Below are 14327 nucleotides of genomic sequence, written 5' to 3'. Positions count from 1 at the left end.
TCCGTCCCCCGAAGGAGAGATGACGTATGCCGCTGCGCAGGCTTCGCAGTGTGACACCCGCCGTGACGGCGCTGGCCACCGTGGTCGCCCTGGGCCTCGGGGTGGTCGGCGGCAAGGCCGTGTTCGCCGACAACGCCGACGACGCCTCGGGCGGCGGTGACGCGCCGGTGGCGGGCACAAGGGTCGACGTGATCGTGAAGGCGACCAACTCCGAGTTCTGGCAGTCGATGCTGGCCGGGAGCAAGCGGGCGGGCCACGATCTCGGGCTGCGGCTCGGGCTCTTCGGGCCGACCGCCGAGACCGACATCGAGCCGCAGATCCAGCTCGTCGAGGACTCCATCTCGCGCGGTGCCCAGGCCATCGTGCTGGCGGCGAACTCGTCCACGGCGCTCAACGGCGTCATCGACAAAGCACGCAAGGCCGGGGTCAGGGTCATCACCGTGGACAACGCGGTGACCACCGAGACCGAGGGGTTCCTCGGCACCGACAACATCAAGGCCGGGCAGCAGGCGGGCCAGCGGATGTGCCGGCTCATGACGGCGCGGGGGCACGAGGACGGCGCCGTACTGCACGAGACGTCGGTGTCCGGGGTGCAGGTGCTCGGCGACCGCTTCGACGGGTTCAAGAAGGGCCTGGCGGAGAAGTGCCCGCACGCGAGGGTGACCCAGACCCTGGCCAACAACAACGACGTCAACGCGGCCGTCGGACAGGTCTCCGACGCCCTCACGAAGTCGTCGAGACCCGCGGGGATCTTCGCCGACAACAACGTGTCGGGCATCGGCACCGCCAAGGCCGTCCAGGAGAAGAAGGCGCAGGACAGCGTGCCGGTGGTGTCGTTCGACTCCGACCCGGCCGAGATCGCCGCGGTCAAGACCGGCGCCATCGACGCGATCGTCGTACAGAACCCGTACTTCTTCGGCTACCAGGGCGTCGTCGAGGCGGTGATGGCGAAGGCGGGCTCGCCCGCGCCCGCGAACCTCGACCCCGGTGCGGTGCTCGTGGACGGCAAGAACGTCGCGGACCGTGACCTGGCCTCGCTGTTGAACCCGCCGAAGGTGAAGAAGTGAGCCCCGCCGCCGCCAACACACCCGGCGCCCCGGACTCCCCCGCCGCCGCCACGGACCCCGCCGCGCCGCCCGTCGTGCGGCTCGCCGGGGTGCGCAAGATGTACGGCCCCGTGGTGGCGCTCGACGACGTCGCTCTCGACATCCGCCCGGGCGAGGTGCACTGCGTCGCGGGTGAGAACGGCGCGGGCAAGTCGACGCTGATCAGGGTGCTGAGCGGGGCGGTCGCCCGGGACGCGGGGGTGTACGAGGTCGGCGGGCGGCCCATGGACCGGGCGCCCACCCCCGCGGAGGCCGGGGCCGCCGGGATCGGGGTGGTGTACCAGGAGCTGAGCCTGCTGCCGGAGTTGACGGTTCTCGACAACCTCCTGATGGGGCGCTTCCCCAGCAGGTTCGGGGTGGTGCGGCGCGGTGCGCAGCGCCGCAGGGCGCGGGAGATGCTGGACGCGGTGGGCCTCGGCGACGTGGACCCCGACGCCACGGTCGCCGATCTGACCACGGCGACTCGGCAGTTGGTCGAGATAGCGCGGGTGCTGGGGGCGGCGCCCGGGCTGGTCGTCTTCGACGAGCCGACCACGGCGCTCTCGGAGCGGGAGGCCGCGGCGCTGCTGGAGCGGGTCCGACGGCTTCGTGACGGCGGGACCGCGGTGCTGTACGTGACGCACCGCCTTGAGGAGATGTTCGAGATCGGCGACCGGGTCACGGTGCTGCGCGACGGCCGCAGCGTGACCACCCGGGACTTCGCGGGGCTCGACGAGAGCGCGTTGATCGCGGCCATGGTGGGCCGTGAGGTCACCAACCTCTACCCGGGCGAGCGGCGGGAGCCCGGCGCGGTGCGGCTCGACGTGCGGGGGCTCGTGCCGCGCGGGTTTCCCGGGCCCGTGGACCTCACGGTGCGGCGGGGCGAGATCGTGGGTCTCGCGGGGCTGCTCGGAGCGGGCCGCTCGGAGATCCTACGGGCGGTGTTCGGCGCGGAGCCCCCGGAGCGCGGGAGCGTGCGCATCGACGGCGAGGAGGTCGCGATCCGCTCCCCGCGGGCCGCCGTACGGGCCGGGGTGGCGCTGCTGACCGAGGACCGCAAGGAGTCCGGACTGCTGCCCGAGCTGTCCGTCAGGGAGAACACCACGATCGCGAGCCTCGCCGACTGCGCCACGGGCGGCGTGGTCTCGGGCCGCCGCCAGCAGGCGCGGGCGGACGCGGCGGTGGAGGGGCTGCGGCTCAAGTACGGCGGCTGGGACGACCCGGTCGGCTCGCTGTCCGGCGGCAACCAGCAGAAGGTGCTGCTCGGCCGGTGGCTGGGCACGAACGCCCGGGTGCTGCTGCTCGACGAGCCCACCAAGGGCGTCGACATCGGCGCGAAGTCGGACATCTACCGGATCGTGGCGCGGCTCGCGGAGGCCGGTCTCGCGATCGTCGTCGTCTCGTCGTACCTGCCGGAGCTGCTCGGCCTGTGCGACCGGATCGTCGTCGTACGGGAGCGGCGCCTCGCGGGCGAGGTGAGCGCGGCGGACGCCACGGAGCACCGGGTCCTCGAACTGGCGAGCCCGCGCCGCGAGCCCCCCGGGCGGACGGCGGACATGGCGCCCCACGGGGCCCGGGAGGCCCCCGAAGACCAAGCGGCCCGGGCGACCCGAGCGGCTCACGAGGACGAGGAGCAGCAGGCCGGCCCCGCCGCAAGTCGCGACGACGACCCACGGGAGCACGCATGAAGACCCGTCAGACCACCGCGGCCGACGACGCCACGGGCGCGGCGGCGCGCCCCGGCGGCGCGGCCGCCGAGGAGGAGCCGCTCGGCCTGCGCGACGTCCTGGGCCGCAATATCAGCGGGCTGCCGATCCTGGCGCTGCTGGTGATCGGGCTCAGCCTGTCCACCGACACCTTCCTGACCGGCACCAACCTCGACAACCTGGGCCGCCAGGTGTCGATCTACGCGATCATCGCGCTGGGCGAGCTGCTGGTGATCCTGACGGCGGGCATCGATCTGTCGGTGGGGTCCGTGGCGGGCCTCGCGGGGGTGATCACCGCCAAGACGGTGTTCGAGACCGCGTCCGGGACGAGCGCGCTCGGGGCGATCCTGCTGGGGCTCGTGGTGGGCGCGGCGGCGGGGGCCGTGAACGGGCTGCTGGTGGCGTTCTTCAGGATGCCGCCGTTCATCGTGACGCTCGGCTTGCTGGGCGCGGCCCGCGGGCTCACGCTGGTGTACACGCACGGCCGCACCGTCCAGCCGCTGCCCGACGGCTTCCAGGGGATCGCGGGCGGCGCGACCTTCCATGTGGCGAACCTGATCTGGCTGACGCTGCTGATCGCCGTCGCGGTCGGTTTCGCGCTGCGCAGGACGGTGTGGGGCCGCTATGTGTACGCGGTCGGCTCCAACGCCGAGTCGGCGCGGCTGAGCGGGGTGCCGGTGCGGGGTGTGCTGGTGAGCGTGTACGCGCTGTCGGGCCTGGTGGCGGGGTTCGGCGGGATTCTGCTGGCGTCCCGGCTCGGGAACGGGGTGCCGACGTCGGGCACGGGATACGAGTTGCAGGCCATCGCGGCGTGTGTGATCGGCGGGGCCAGCCTCTTCGGGGCGCGCGGCACGGCGGTCGGGGCGATACTCGGCGCGCTGATCGTGGGGCTGCTCAACAACGGCGGCACGCTGCTCACCATCGACCCCTTCTGGCTCCAGGTGGCGATCGGAGTGCTGATGGTGCTCGCGGTCGGCCTCGACCAGCTCCAGAACCGGCGCCCCGCCCCCTCGCCGGCACCGGCGGCGGGCGCCACGGCGACGGGAAACGCATGATCATCTCGCATGACCTGGGGACGACGGGCGACAAGGCGTCCCTGCACGACAACGGGGGACGGCCGCTCGCCGCCTGCACGGTGGGCTATCCGACGCGCTTCGGCCACGGCGGCGTCGCGGAGCAGGACCCGGAGGACTGGTGGCGCGCGGCCTGCGAGGCGACCAGGCGCCTCGTGGCGCGGGCGGGCGTGGACCCGGGCGGGGTCGACGGCATCGCGCTGTCCGGGCAGATGATGGGCGCGGTCTTCCTCGACGGCGGCTTCGCCCCGGTGCGCCCGGCGATGATCTGGGCGGACCACCGCAGCACCGCGCAGAGCGACCTGCTCGCCGGGCGGCTCGGCATGGAGTCCGCGTACCGGGAGCTGGGCCACCGGGTCGATCCGACGTACTCGCTGGCGAAGGTGATGTGGGTCCGTGACAACGAGCCGGAGAACTGGGCCAGGGTCCGCCATGTCTGCCTGGCGAAGGACCTGGTGACACTGCGGCTGACGGGCCGTCTGGTGACCGATCCCTCGGACGCGTCGAGCACCAACGCCTACGACCAGAACGCGGGCGCCTGGTCGCGGCGGGTGCTGGACGCCGCGGAGCTGCCGGAGGAGCTGCTGCCGCCGGTCGTGGCGTCCACGGAGGTGGCTGGCGGGCTGACCGCGGGGGCGGCCGCGGAGCTGGGGCTCGCCGAGGGCACCCCCGTGGTGGTCGGCGGCGGTGACGGGCCGATGGCGGCCGTGGGCGCGGGGGTGGTGTCGCCCGCGGACGGGCCGTATGTGTGCATGGGGTCGTCGTCGTGGATCTCGGTGGCGGCGCGGCGGCCGCTGCTCGATCCGCCGATGCGCTCGATGACGTTCAACCATGTGGTGCCCGGCCACTTTGTGCCGACCACGACCATGCAGGCGGGCGGCGCCTGTCTCGCCTGGGTGGTGGACCTGCTGTCGCCTGGCGGCGGCCCCGGCCGCTTCGGGCCGCTGCTCGCGGCGGCGGACGAGGCACCGGCGGCGGACGAGGGCCTGTACTTCCTGCCGCACCTCCTCGGGGAACGCTCCCCCTACTGGAACCCGGCCGCCGCCGGGGTGTTCGCGGGCCTGGGCAGGCACCACGGGCGGGGGCACATGGTGCGGGCCGTGCTGGAGGGGGTGGCGTTCAACCTGCGTACCTGCATCGGGGCGTTCAGGGACGGCGGGGTCGCGGTGGAGCGGGTCGATGTGATCGGCGGCGGCGCGGGCAGCGACGTGTGGCTGCGGGTCCTCGCGGACGTGTGGGGCGTGGAGGTGCGGCGGCGCAGCATCGTCGAGGACGCCAACAGCCTGGGCGCGGCGGTGACGGGCCTGGTCGGGCTCGGCCTCGCGGACGGCTTCGGCATCGCGCGCGGCCTCTCGACGACCACCGCCGTCTTCACCCCCGACGCCCGCCGCTGCGCCCGCTACGCGGAACAGCACGGCATCTTCCTGGACGCGTACGAGCGGATGCGGCCGTGGTTCGACCTCCGCGGCGGGGAGGCGGAGTGAGCGCGCCGGGGCGCAGGCGGATGCGGTTCGTGGGGGTGTCCACGGGAGAGTCGTCGATCATACGGGTGTTCCCGCCCTGGTCACGGCTGCTCGGTCTCGACGCCGACCTCGTGGGGCTCGACATCCCGGTGGACGCGCCGCGGGCGGCCTACCGCGCGGCCGCCGCGGAGCTGCGGGACGATCCGGTGTGCGCGGGCGCCTTGGTCACCACCCACAAGATCGCCCTGTACGAGGCGTGCCACGACCTGTTCGAGGGGTTCGACGACTTCGCGCGGGCGTGCGGTGAGGTGTCGTCGGTGACGGTGCGCGGCGGGCGGCTGTGGGGCGCGGCCAAGGACCCGGTGACGGCGGGGCTCTCGCTTGAGGAGTTCCTGCCGCCCGGCCGGTTCGCGGACGGCGCGGAGGTGCTGTGCCTGGGCGCGGGGGGCGCGGGGACCGCGATCGGCTGGTATCTGGCGCGCCGGGCCGAGGCGCCGCGCGCGATGCACTTCGTGGACACGGTGCCGGGGCGGCTGGACAGGCTGCGCCGGGTCGTCGGCGCGCAGGCGGACCGCACGGACGTGCGTACGCACCCGGCCGACGCCGCGGCGCTCACCGCGCTGCTGGCCGGGCTGCCGCGGGGCAGCCTGGTCGTCAACGCCACCGGGCTCGGCAAGGACCGGCCGGGCAGCCCGCTGCCCCCGGGCGCGGTGCTGCCCGCGGAGGCGGTCGTCTGGGAGCTGAACTACCGGGGGCGGCTCGACTTCCTGCGGCAGGCGCAGGCGCAGCAGGGTGCGCGGGGTCTTACGGTGGTGGACGGCTGGCGCTACTTCATCCACGGCTGGTCGCAGGTGATCGCCGAGGTGTTCGGGGCGGCCGTCACCCCCGAGGTGGTCGACGAACTCGCCGCGGCCGCGGGGGCGGTGCGGTGACGGGGCCCGCGGTGGTGCGGACCGTCCTCGGTGACATCGCGCCGGGGGACCTGGGCCCGGTGGACTACCACGAGCACCTGTTCCAGGCCAGCCCGCTGCTGCCGGGCGACGAGCTGGACGACGAGGGGGCGAGCACCGCGGAGGCGGCGGCGCTGCGGCGCTCGGGCGCGTGCGCGATGGTGGAGGCCACCCCGGCGGGTCTCGGGGAGCGTCCCGCGGCGGTGGCGCGGGCCGCGGCGGCGGCCGGGCTGCACATCGTGCACACCACGGGCGCGCACCGCGCGGAGCACTATGCCGCGGGGCACCCCCTGTTCGGCGAGGACTCCGGGCGGCTGCGCGCCCGCTTCCGCCGGGACCTGCTCTCCGGCATGGCGGACGGCGGCGCTGCGGCGCGCGCGCCGGGCGGGGCGCCGGTGCGGGCGGGGCTGTTGAAGGCGGGCGCCGGGTACTGGTCGCTGGGCGGCCATGAGCGGCGGGTCCTGGAGGCGGTGGGGACGCTGGCCGGGGAGACGGGGGCGCCGGTGATGGTGCACCTGGAGCACGGCAGCGCCGCCCACGAGGTGCTCGATCTGCTGGCGGGCCACGGCTGCCCCGCGGAGCGCGTCGCGCTCGCGCACGTCGACCGCAACCCCGATCCCGGGCTCCATCTCGAACTCGCCGCCAGGGGCGCGCTCCTGGGCTACGACGGCGCGGCCCGCCACCGGCGGGCGCCCGACTCGGTGCTGGTGGAGTGCCTGACCCGGGTGGTGGAGGGCGGTGGCGGGCGTGCGCTGCTGCTCGGCGGCGATGTGGCGCGCCGCTCCCGCTATGCGGCGTACGGGGGCATGCCGGGGCTGCGGTACCTCTTCGACCGTTTCGTGCCGCGGGTGCGGGCGGCGGTCGGGGAGGCGGCGACGCGGCAGATCCTCGTCACCAACGCGGCGCGCTGGCTCGCCTGGCACCCGCCGGAGAGCTGAACACCCGTAAGACAGAGCTGAACACCCGTAAGACAGAAGGGAGTTGACCCCTTACCGCATTCCGTCACGGGCCGCAAGGCGCCGGAGGGCGATTTGTTATCCTCTCATGACATGCAGACAGGTATCGACCGCTCCTCCCCGCTGCCCTTCTACCACCAGCTCAAGCAGATCCTGCTGGCGGAGATCGAGGGCCACGCGCTGGAGGCCGGTACCCGGCTGCCGGGCGACCACGAGCTGTGCCAGCGCTACGAGGTGTCCCGCACGGTGGTGCGGCAGGCGCTCGCGGAGCTGGAGTCCGAGGGCGTCATCGAGCGCATCAAGGGCCGCGGCACCTTCGTGTCACCGCCGAAGACCGCGGAGGGCCTGGTCCAGTCGCTGACGGGCCTCTACGAGGACGTGGCGGCCAGGGGCTCCGAGCTGCGCAGCGAGGTACGCAGGCTGGAGCGGGTCCCCGCGGACGCCCAGGTCGCCGCCGAACTCGCCCTCGCCCCGGGCCGTCCCGTGATCCTCATCGAGCGGCTGCGGTTCGTGGACGGGGAGCCCTGGGTGTTCACCGTCACGCGGGTGCCTGCCGCGCTCGCGCCCGGGCTGCTCGACGAGGACCTGACCCGGCAGTCCCTCTACGCGCTGCTTGAGGGCAAGTACGGGGTGCGGCTCACCCGCGGGCACCGCTCGGTGGAGGCCACCACCGCGGGCTCCGCGCTCGCGCACAGCCTCGGCATCACCGAGGGGGCGGCGGTGCTGGCGCTGCGCAGCACCAGCTTCGGGCCCGACGGGCGCCCGGTGGAGAGCTTCGTCGCCTACCACCGGGGCGACCGCAGCCGCTTCGAGGTGGACCTGGTGCGCAGCCCGAAGGCGGCCACCCCTGCGCTGATGGTGGTGACCCCGCAGGGCGGGGGCGTGGCGGACGTGGCGCCCGGGAACTGAGCGGCCGACGGCGGACCACCGGTCGGCCGCCGTCCCCGGCGCGGCTCAGCCGATCCAGCCTGCGTCCCTGATGGTGATGTGGTCCATGTCGGCGTCGTAGGTGATCCAGGCCCGTTCACCGAAGCCCTCCGCGTTGCTGACGCACCGTGGCGTGGCCGCCTCCCGGCAGATCAGCTCCCAGACCTCGTCCATGCCCGCGCTCGACAGCTCGACGAGGATCTGCTCGACCCTGTCCGTCAGGGTGATCTGGTACTCCATGCGTCCCCCTGTGCTCCACGGGCATAGTCAGCCGCCAGCGCCTCCGCCTGGACCACGCCGGGCTCGCGGGCCCCGGCACGCTCCCCGGCCTGCGGCCGTGAGGTGCCCGCACCGCGTCGTCGTCGGTCGCCGGCTCCCCCACGCTCGGCTTCGCCCCGTGGGGGGAGCGCAGGACCCGCTCCCCGATCCAGCCCGGTCCAGACGAGAGACCCTTGGCATCTCGCCTATGGAATACCCGGCGCCCCCCGGTGGGTCAACGGCTCCCGCGCCGCATTCTCACGCTGGCGAGAACCCGCCCCCGGCTCACCAGAGCGTGGCCGTGAAGTCGACGGGGCGCGGCTCCAGAAGGGCGGTGCGCCGGGCGAGGGCGCCCAGCCTCGCCGCCATCTCGTCGGCGGGGAGGCGGCGCCGTCCCCCGTGGCCCGGCAGCACCCACTCGAAACGCAGCCGCCCCACCGCCCTGGCCAGGGAGGCCGCCAACTCCTCGATGGAGTACCAGGTCACGCTCTCCGCGACCGCGAGGTCCCCGGTGGTACGCGACCAGTAGAAGCTGTCCCCGGTGAAGCAGTAGCGGTCGTCGGCGAGGTAGAGCACGCTGCCCCGGGTGTGTCCTGGCAGCGGGTACGCGGTGACACCTGGCGCGATCCCGACCTCGTCGGTGCCCCTGAGGACCCGGTCCGCGTCCGGTGCCGCGTCGAGGTCGCCCTCGTGGACCCAGAGCCGGGCGCCGAAGTGGTCGGCGTAGCGGCGGCCGTGGGCGGCGTGGTCGCGGTGGGTGAGCAGGACGTCGGTCACCGGTCCCGTACGGGTCCAGCGGTCGGCGAGTTCGGTGCTGAAGCGGGGTGTGTCGATCATCATCTGGGTGCCGGTGGGGCGGCGCAGGAGGTAGGAGGTGGCGCCCGCGGTCTGCCGGGAGTTGTGCCCGCAGACCAGTACGCCGGGGTCGAGCGGCATCGGGAAGGGGTCGTCCGCCGGGTCGAGGCGGCCGTCCCCGGGGCGGACCGAGCGCGTGGGGCAGGCGAAGGCGGCGGCGTGCAGGGCGCCGGTGTCGTCGGGCCCGTGCGGCGGTCGGGCGAGCCGGGAGCGCCCGTCGGCCTCGACGATGAGGCCGGGTGCGAACTGCCGGGCGACATCGCAGTTCATGCAGCGGTTATCGACATGCCAGCCGTCCACGGCGGGGTTCCTTTCCAGGGGGTGCGGCCCGGAACGGGGCCGTGCGTCAGGGATATCCCGCCGGGACGCGGAACCGGTAGCCCCGGCCGCCCTTGTACTTCCCGCCGGGGGCCACTCTCGGACCCTGCACACCGGGCGCCCGTATCACGCGTTTTGTACGGTCTTGTGCCTCCGCATGGTGGGTGCGGGCGAACCGGTGCGGCCGCCGGTGTGCCGGGGTGCCCCCGCGGGGGAAACCGGGTGACGGTCGTGGGGTCAGGCGTGGCAGGGTGCGGTGCGGGGGCGCGACAGCGGCCCCGGGTGACGGCACCACGACGGTGCCCGCGACGGCAGGAGAGAAGATGCACGAGGCGATGCGGCGCGTACGGGACGCGCTGGCGGCGCAGGGCTCGGACGCGCAGATCGTGGAGCTGCCGGAGCCGGCGCCCACGGCGGCAGCGGCGGCGGCCCAGGTGGGCTGCGAGGTCGGCGCCATCGCCAACAGCCTGGTGTTCTCGGTCGACGGGACCCCGGTGCTCATCCTCACCAGCGGCGCCCACCGGGTGGACACCGCGCGCGTCGCGGCGCTGACCGGTGTGGGACGGCGCAGGATCCGCAGGGCCGACCCCGCACTCGTGCTGGAGGCCACGGGCCAGGTCGTCGGCGGGGTGGCCCCTGTCGGTCACCCGGCACCGCTGCGCACCCTGATCGACGCCGATCTTGAGGGCCATCAGGAGCTGTGGGTGGGCGGCGGTGTCCCCCACGCGGTGTTCCGTACGACCTTCACCGAGCTGGTGAAGCTGACCGGCGGCCAGGTCGCCGAGGTGGCCGCGCCCGCCGCCCATGTGGCAGGCCCCGAGGGCGGCTGAGCGCGGACGTTCAGCTTCCGGCGCCGCCCGCGAGGAACACCCCGCCCGCCTTCTCGGCGAGCCCGGGGCCGAAGAGCGCGCCGGGGGTGTGGGCGCCCGGGGTGCCCTCGCCGCGTGCCAGCCGCAGGGCGACCTCCGCCGCCACGTCGGCGGTGAAGGCCATGCCTTCGCCCGCGCGCAGCCAGCCCTCCCGTACGGCGCCGCCCGCCTCCGTCACGCGGGCCCGCACCCAGGAGTGCTCCCTGCCCGGCTGCCCGGCCCGGGTCGGGACGCGGGCCAGTCGGCGGGTGGCGAAGGCGGCGATCCGGGGGCGCGCGAGCAGCGCCGACGCCACGGCCACCGCGGCCCGCGCCGCGTGCCCTGTCGGTGCCGCGCTGGACGCGGCGACCGCGAACGGCGCGCCGGACGCCCGGTGCGCGACTTCGAGGTCGCCGAACGGTACGGCCCCGGTGCGCACCGGGGTGCCGTCCGGCAGGGTGAACCGCTCGGTGTCGCCGCCGAACGGGGCGCGGACCAGGCGGCCGTGCTCGTAGCGGCGTCCGCCGAGGGCGATGCCGCCGACGACGCTCGCCGCCAGGGCCTCGCCGAGGCGGCCGGGCTCCGATACCACCGCGGGCACCGCGTCGACCCGTACCCGCTCGGCCGGCGGGCGCCCCGCGCACAGCCACCGCACCACGCTCTCCGCGCCGAACACGCCGAAGCCGGCCCCGGCCACCAGGCACTGGCCGCGGGCGGCGGCCTCCTCGTGCCGGGCGAGCAGCCCGGAGACGGCGGCAATCTCGTTGGTGAGGTCGACGTAGTGGGAGCCGTCGGGGAGTGCTCCGGCCACGAGGGGCATGTTCCGGGCGAAGGGGCCGACGGTGTTGACCACCACCGCGGGCTCCGCCGCCGCCAGCATCCCCGCCGCGGCGCCGAGGGACTGCGCCACCACCACGCGCGCCGCGCCACCCACCTCGTCGGCCACCGCGCGCAGCCGGTCCCGGTCGCGCCCCACCAGCACCGGCGGCCTCCCGCTCGTGGCCAGCCGGGCCGCGATGGCGCGCCCCGTCCTGCCGGTCGCGCCCAGCATCCAGATCTCGTCCATGGTCACCGTTCGTTCGCGGGAGGGGGCGCGGGCCTGCCGCCCGCGCCGGGCGGTCCGCCTCCGGGCCGCCCGCCGCCACCCTGCGGCGGGCAGGCGGCCACGGTCCAATGAATGTTTCGCATGGCGCATGCCGTTCTCCGCATCACCCCAGGTCAGACCGAACAATCCGGTGTCCGGGGCGTCGGGTTCCCGTTACGCTGGAGGCATGACGGATGCGGCAACTCCCCTGCACGACCTCGATCTGCGGCTGGTGCGGTGCTTCACGGTCGTGGCGGAGACGGGGCACTTCGGGCGGGCCGCCGCCGTCCTCCATCTGACGCAGTCGTCGCTCAGCCGCCAGATCCGCCGCCTGGAGGAGCAGGTGGGTGCCAGGCTGCTCGACCGCACCCCGCGCGGCGCCCGGCTGACCGAGGCGGGCGAGGTCTTCCTGCCGCTGGCGGGCGACGTGCTGCGTTCCTCCGCCAGGGCCGCGGAGCGCGCACGCGCCGCCGCGCGGCCCGACCGGATCACCGTCGGCTACATCACCAACATCATCGTGACGCCCGCGGTGCGCGAGATGCGGCGCCGGCACCCCGACGCCGAGGTACGCACCAGGCATTTGGACTACCACGAGGCCAGGACCGGGCTGTTGGAGCACCGCGTCGACGCGGCCGTGAGCCGACTGCCCTTCCCCACCGCCGGGTTGCGCGTCACCGTCCTCTACGACGAGCCCCGGGTGCTGCTGGTCCCCGCCGACCACCGGCTGGCGGGCCGCCCGTCCGCCACCCTCGACGACATCGCGGAGGAGCCCCAGCCGCGGGTGGCCGACCCCGCCTGGGACGCCTTCTGGCGCGTCGACCCGCGCCCCGACGGCCGTCCCGCGCCCGACGGCCCCGTCGTCGAGTCCGTCGAGGACAAGATCGAGCTGATCGCCTCCGGCCAGGCGGTGGCCATCATCCCGGCCACCGGCGGCCTCACCGGAATGCGCCCCGACCTCACCACGGTCCCCCTCGAAGGCGTCGAGCCTGGCCATGTGGTGCTCGCGGCCCGCGCGGACGACCGCGGCCGCCTGGTGACCGCGTTCCGTGCCTGCGCCGAGGCCCTGCTCACCGGCCCCGCGACGGCTCCCGCGCCCTGATCAGGGCCCCGGCGGCGGGCACACCAGGCGCGCCAGGGTGCCCCCGGGCACGAAGCCGAGCCGCCGGTAGAGGCCCATTGCGCCGGGCTCCGCGCCGAGCATCGCGGCACGGGCGCCGCGTTCCGCCGCGTCGCCGAGGGCGCGCGCCGCCGCCTCGCCGCCGTAGCCCCGGCCGCGCGCGCCCGGCAGTGTCGCCACGTTGTAGAGGCCGCAGGTGCCCCGGTGCAGGAACGCCGACGCCACCGCGACCGGGGTGCCGCCCGCGCGGACCACGAAGTGCTGGAGCGGTGTGTCCTGCCCGAGCGGCAGGGACGCCAGCACCCTGTGGGTGAAGCGGGCGGTCGCCAGGGGTGCGCCGTAGGCCGCGCGCAGCACCTCGGCGAAGTCCTCCAACTCCTCGCGGGAGCGCACGGGTCTGGTGCCCGTGCCGGGCGGCGCGGCCCCTGCCGGGACCGGTACGGCCGTCATGAGCCGGATCGGCGGCAGCGGTGTGAAGCCGAGCCCGGCCAGCAGTCCTGGCAGCCCCGCGGGGGTGGCGGAGGGGCCGATCCACCAGTGTCCCGCGCGGCCCGGCGCGGTGTGCTTCCCGGCCAGCTCGCGCACCCGCTCCTCGATCCCGTCGGGGGCGAGCGCCGGGGCGAAGACGGTGTTGAACGGGCGGGCGTCGCTGTCGGCGCTGAGCAGCGCGCAGTCCGGCTCCCGGCGCAGGGCGACATGGGGCGAGGCGCCCTGGTGGGCGAGGAAGGCGCAGGGGTTGGCGTCGAGGGGCGCCCCGTCGGCGCCGCGGCCCACCTCCCGCGCCCCGCGGCCCGCCTCCACGGGGGTGTGTCCCTCCGGGCCGCGCTCCCCCGCGCCCTCGCGTGTACGGGCCATCACCGCACCGCCACCAGCACACAGCTCCCGCCCACCTGCCACACCGGGCCCGCCTGCGCGAAGCCGGCGCGGCGGAGCATGGTGGCGTGCCGGTCGAGGCTGAGACCGTTGTTGCCGCCGCCCGTCAGCCGGGTGAGCCTGCGGCGGCGCTCCGCGAAGAGGTCCGTCAGCTCCGGGTCCCGCTCGGCCGCGCGCCACCAGGTGTCCCAGTCCTCGTGGCTGAAGTCCCTTCTGCGGCCCGCCCGGCTGCGCCCCACGTGGGCGGCGATGTCGGCGGCGTCCTCGGGCAGCAGGTGGTCGGCGTTCACGACGACGCCGCCGGGGCGCAGTATGCCCGCGAGTTCGCCGTAGACACGCTGGAGGGTCTCGTGCGGCAGGTAGTGCAGGGCGGTGGTGGACACCGCGGCGTCCAGTTGGCCCTCGACCCCGAGGGCGGAGGTCCAGCCTTCGGTGCCGATGACGGCGTCCACGTACCGTACGAGACCGGGGCCGAGGGCGCGGGCCATGGCGAGCAGGACCGGGTCCATGTCGACGGCGACCACATGGGCGCGCGGCAGCCGCCGGGTGAGGCGGACCGCGAGCGACCCGGGGCCGCAGCCCAGGTCGACGACGACGGGCCGGGACCTGCCCGCGGTGACGTGCTCCACGACATCGGCGATCACGGTGAACCGCTCCTCGCGGTCGATCGCGTAACGCCGCTGCTGCCGTTCCCAGCGGTCCACCCACCGCGCGGCCGTGGTCGTGCTCAGGGACATCGTGCTCGGTCACCTCTCGCTCTCGCTCCCGCTCCGCGTGCCGGGAGGTGACAGAAATCTACACTCGAAAACGGTTT

At 75.0% G+C, this 14327-nt stretch carries 14 protein-coding genes; 9 read left to right on the top strand and 5 right to left on the bottom strand.

The annotated features are described in order from the left end of the window. Nucleotides 1-26 precede the first annotated feature (26 nt). The 7 genes from ACIBIW_RS08695 to ACIBIW_RS08665 all read left to right on the top strand — a co-directional run bounded on the left by ACIBIW_RS08695 (nt 27) and on the right by ACIBIW_RS08665 (nt 8142). Nucleotides 27-1067: an ABC transporter substrate-binding protein gene (locus ACIBIW_RS08695; RefSeq protein ID WP_399333463.1), complete on the top strand. Its 1041-nt coding sequence runs from the start codon at nt 27-29 to the stop codon at nt 1065-1067. Then, entirely contained in the window at nt 1064-2773 is a 1710-nt protein-coding gene (locus ACIBIW_RS08690) for a sugar ABC transporter ATP-binding protein (RefSeq protein ID WP_399333461.1), read from the top strand. The genes ACIBIW_RS08695 and ACIBIW_RS08690 overlap by 4 nt, the downstream gene beginning before the upstream one ends. Further along, entirely contained in the window at nt 2770-3846 is a 1077-nt protein-coding gene (locus tag ACIBIW_RS08685) for an ABC transporter permease (protein WP_399333459.1), read from the top strand. Before ACIBIW_RS08690 ends, ACIBIW_RS08685 begins: the two co-directional genes overlap by 4 nt. Further along, entirely contained in the window at nt 3843-5348 is a 1506-nt protein-coding gene (locus ACIBIW_RS08680) for an FGGY-family carbohydrate kinase (protein ID WP_399333457.1), read from the top strand. Before ACIBIW_RS08685 ends, ACIBIW_RS08680 begins: the two co-directional genes overlap by 4 nt. Then, a complete protein-coding gene (locus tag ACIBIW_RS08675) occupies nt 5345-6259 on the top strand; it encodes a shikimate dehydrogenase (RefSeq protein ID WP_399333455.1) in 915 nt (304 codons plus the stop codon). Before ACIBIW_RS08680 ends, ACIBIW_RS08675 begins: the two co-directional genes overlap by 4 nt. An 11-nt stretch (nt 6260-6270) precedes the next feature. Then, nucleotides 6271-7215, top strand: coding sequence for a phosphotriesterase (locus ACIBIW_RS08670; RefSeq protein WP_399333453.1), 945 nt, complete (start codon nt 6271-6273; stop codon nt 7213-7215). A gap of 111 nt (nt 7216-7326) precedes the next feature. Then, a complete protein-coding gene (locus ACIBIW_RS08665) occupies nt 7327-8142 on the top strand; it encodes a GntR family transcriptional regulator (RefSeq protein WP_399333451.1) in 816 nt (271 codons plus the stop codon). A gap of 45 nt (nt 8143-8187) precedes the next feature. Here the strand turns inward: ACIBIW_RS08665 and ACIBIW_RS08660 are convergent, their stop codons facing one another. Together ACIBIW_RS08660 and ACIBIW_RS08655 are read right to left on the bottom strand one after the other, a co-directional pair. Continuing rightward, nucleotides 8188-8400: a hypothetical protein gene (locus ACIBIW_RS08660; RefSeq protein WP_399333449.1), complete on the bottom strand. Its 213-nt coding sequence runs from the start codon at nt 8398-8400 to the stop codon at nt 8188-8190. Between the two features lie 303 nt (nt 8401-8703). Beyond that, complete coding sequence (locus ACIBIW_RS08655) at nt 8704-9573, bottom strand: MBL fold metallo-hydrolase (RefSeq protein ID WP_399333447.1); 870 nt, start codon at nt 9571-9573, stop codon at nt 8704-8706. Between the two features lie 341 nt (nt 9574-9914). Between ACIBIW_RS08655 and ACIBIW_RS08650 the strand changes: the two genes are divergently transcribed. Next, nucleotides 9915-10421 (top strand): YbaK/EbsC family protein, encoded by a 507-nt coding sequence (locus ACIBIW_RS08650; RefSeq protein WP_399333445.1) that lies wholly within the window; start codon nt 9915-9917, stop codon nt 10419-10421. 10 nt (nt 10422-10431) lie between these two features. Here the strand turns inward: ACIBIW_RS08650 and ACIBIW_RS08645 are convergent, their stop codons facing one another. Next, on the bottom strand, nt 10432-11505 hold the full coding sequence (locus ACIBIW_RS08645) for a hypothetical protein (protein WP_399333443.1): 1074 nt from the start codon (nt 11503-11505) through the stop codon (nt 10432-10434). A 205-nt stretch (nt 11506-11710) separates the two neighbouring features. Here ACIBIW_RS08645 and ACIBIW_RS08640 point away from each other — a divergent pair, with 205 nt between their 5' ends. After that, nucleotides 11711-12622 (top strand): LysR family transcriptional regulator, encoded by a 912-nt coding sequence (locus ACIBIW_RS08640; RefSeq protein ID WP_399333441.1) that lies wholly within the window; start codon nt 11711-11713, stop codon nt 12620-12622. Here the strand turns inward: ACIBIW_RS08640 and ACIBIW_RS08635 are convergent, their stop codons facing one another. Beyond that, a complete protein-coding gene (locus tag ACIBIW_RS08635) occupies nt 12623-13495 on the bottom strand; it encodes a GNAT family N-acetyltransferase (RefSeq protein ID WP_399333440.1) in 873 nt (290 codons plus the stop codon). Beyond that, nucleotides 13495-14250 carry a class I SAM-dependent methyltransferase gene (locus ACIBIW_RS08630; RefSeq protein ID WP_399333438.1) on the bottom strand — a complete coding sequence of 252 codons (756 nt, stop codon included), beginning with the start codon at nt 14248-14250 and terminating at the stop codon, nt 13495-13497. The genes ACIBIW_RS08635 and ACIBIW_RS08630 overlap by 1 nt, the downstream gene beginning before the upstream one ends. Between the last annotated feature and the right edge of the window lie 77 nt (nt 14251-14327).

It is taken from the genome of Streptomyces sp. NPDC050560, from assembly GCF_044457285.1.
Classification (GTDB): Bacteria; Actinomycetota; Actinomycetes; order Streptomycetales; family Streptomycetaceae; genus Streptomyces.
Note: the sequence above shows the minus strand (reverse complement) of the source record. Positions and strands in the feature narration are given on the sequence as shown.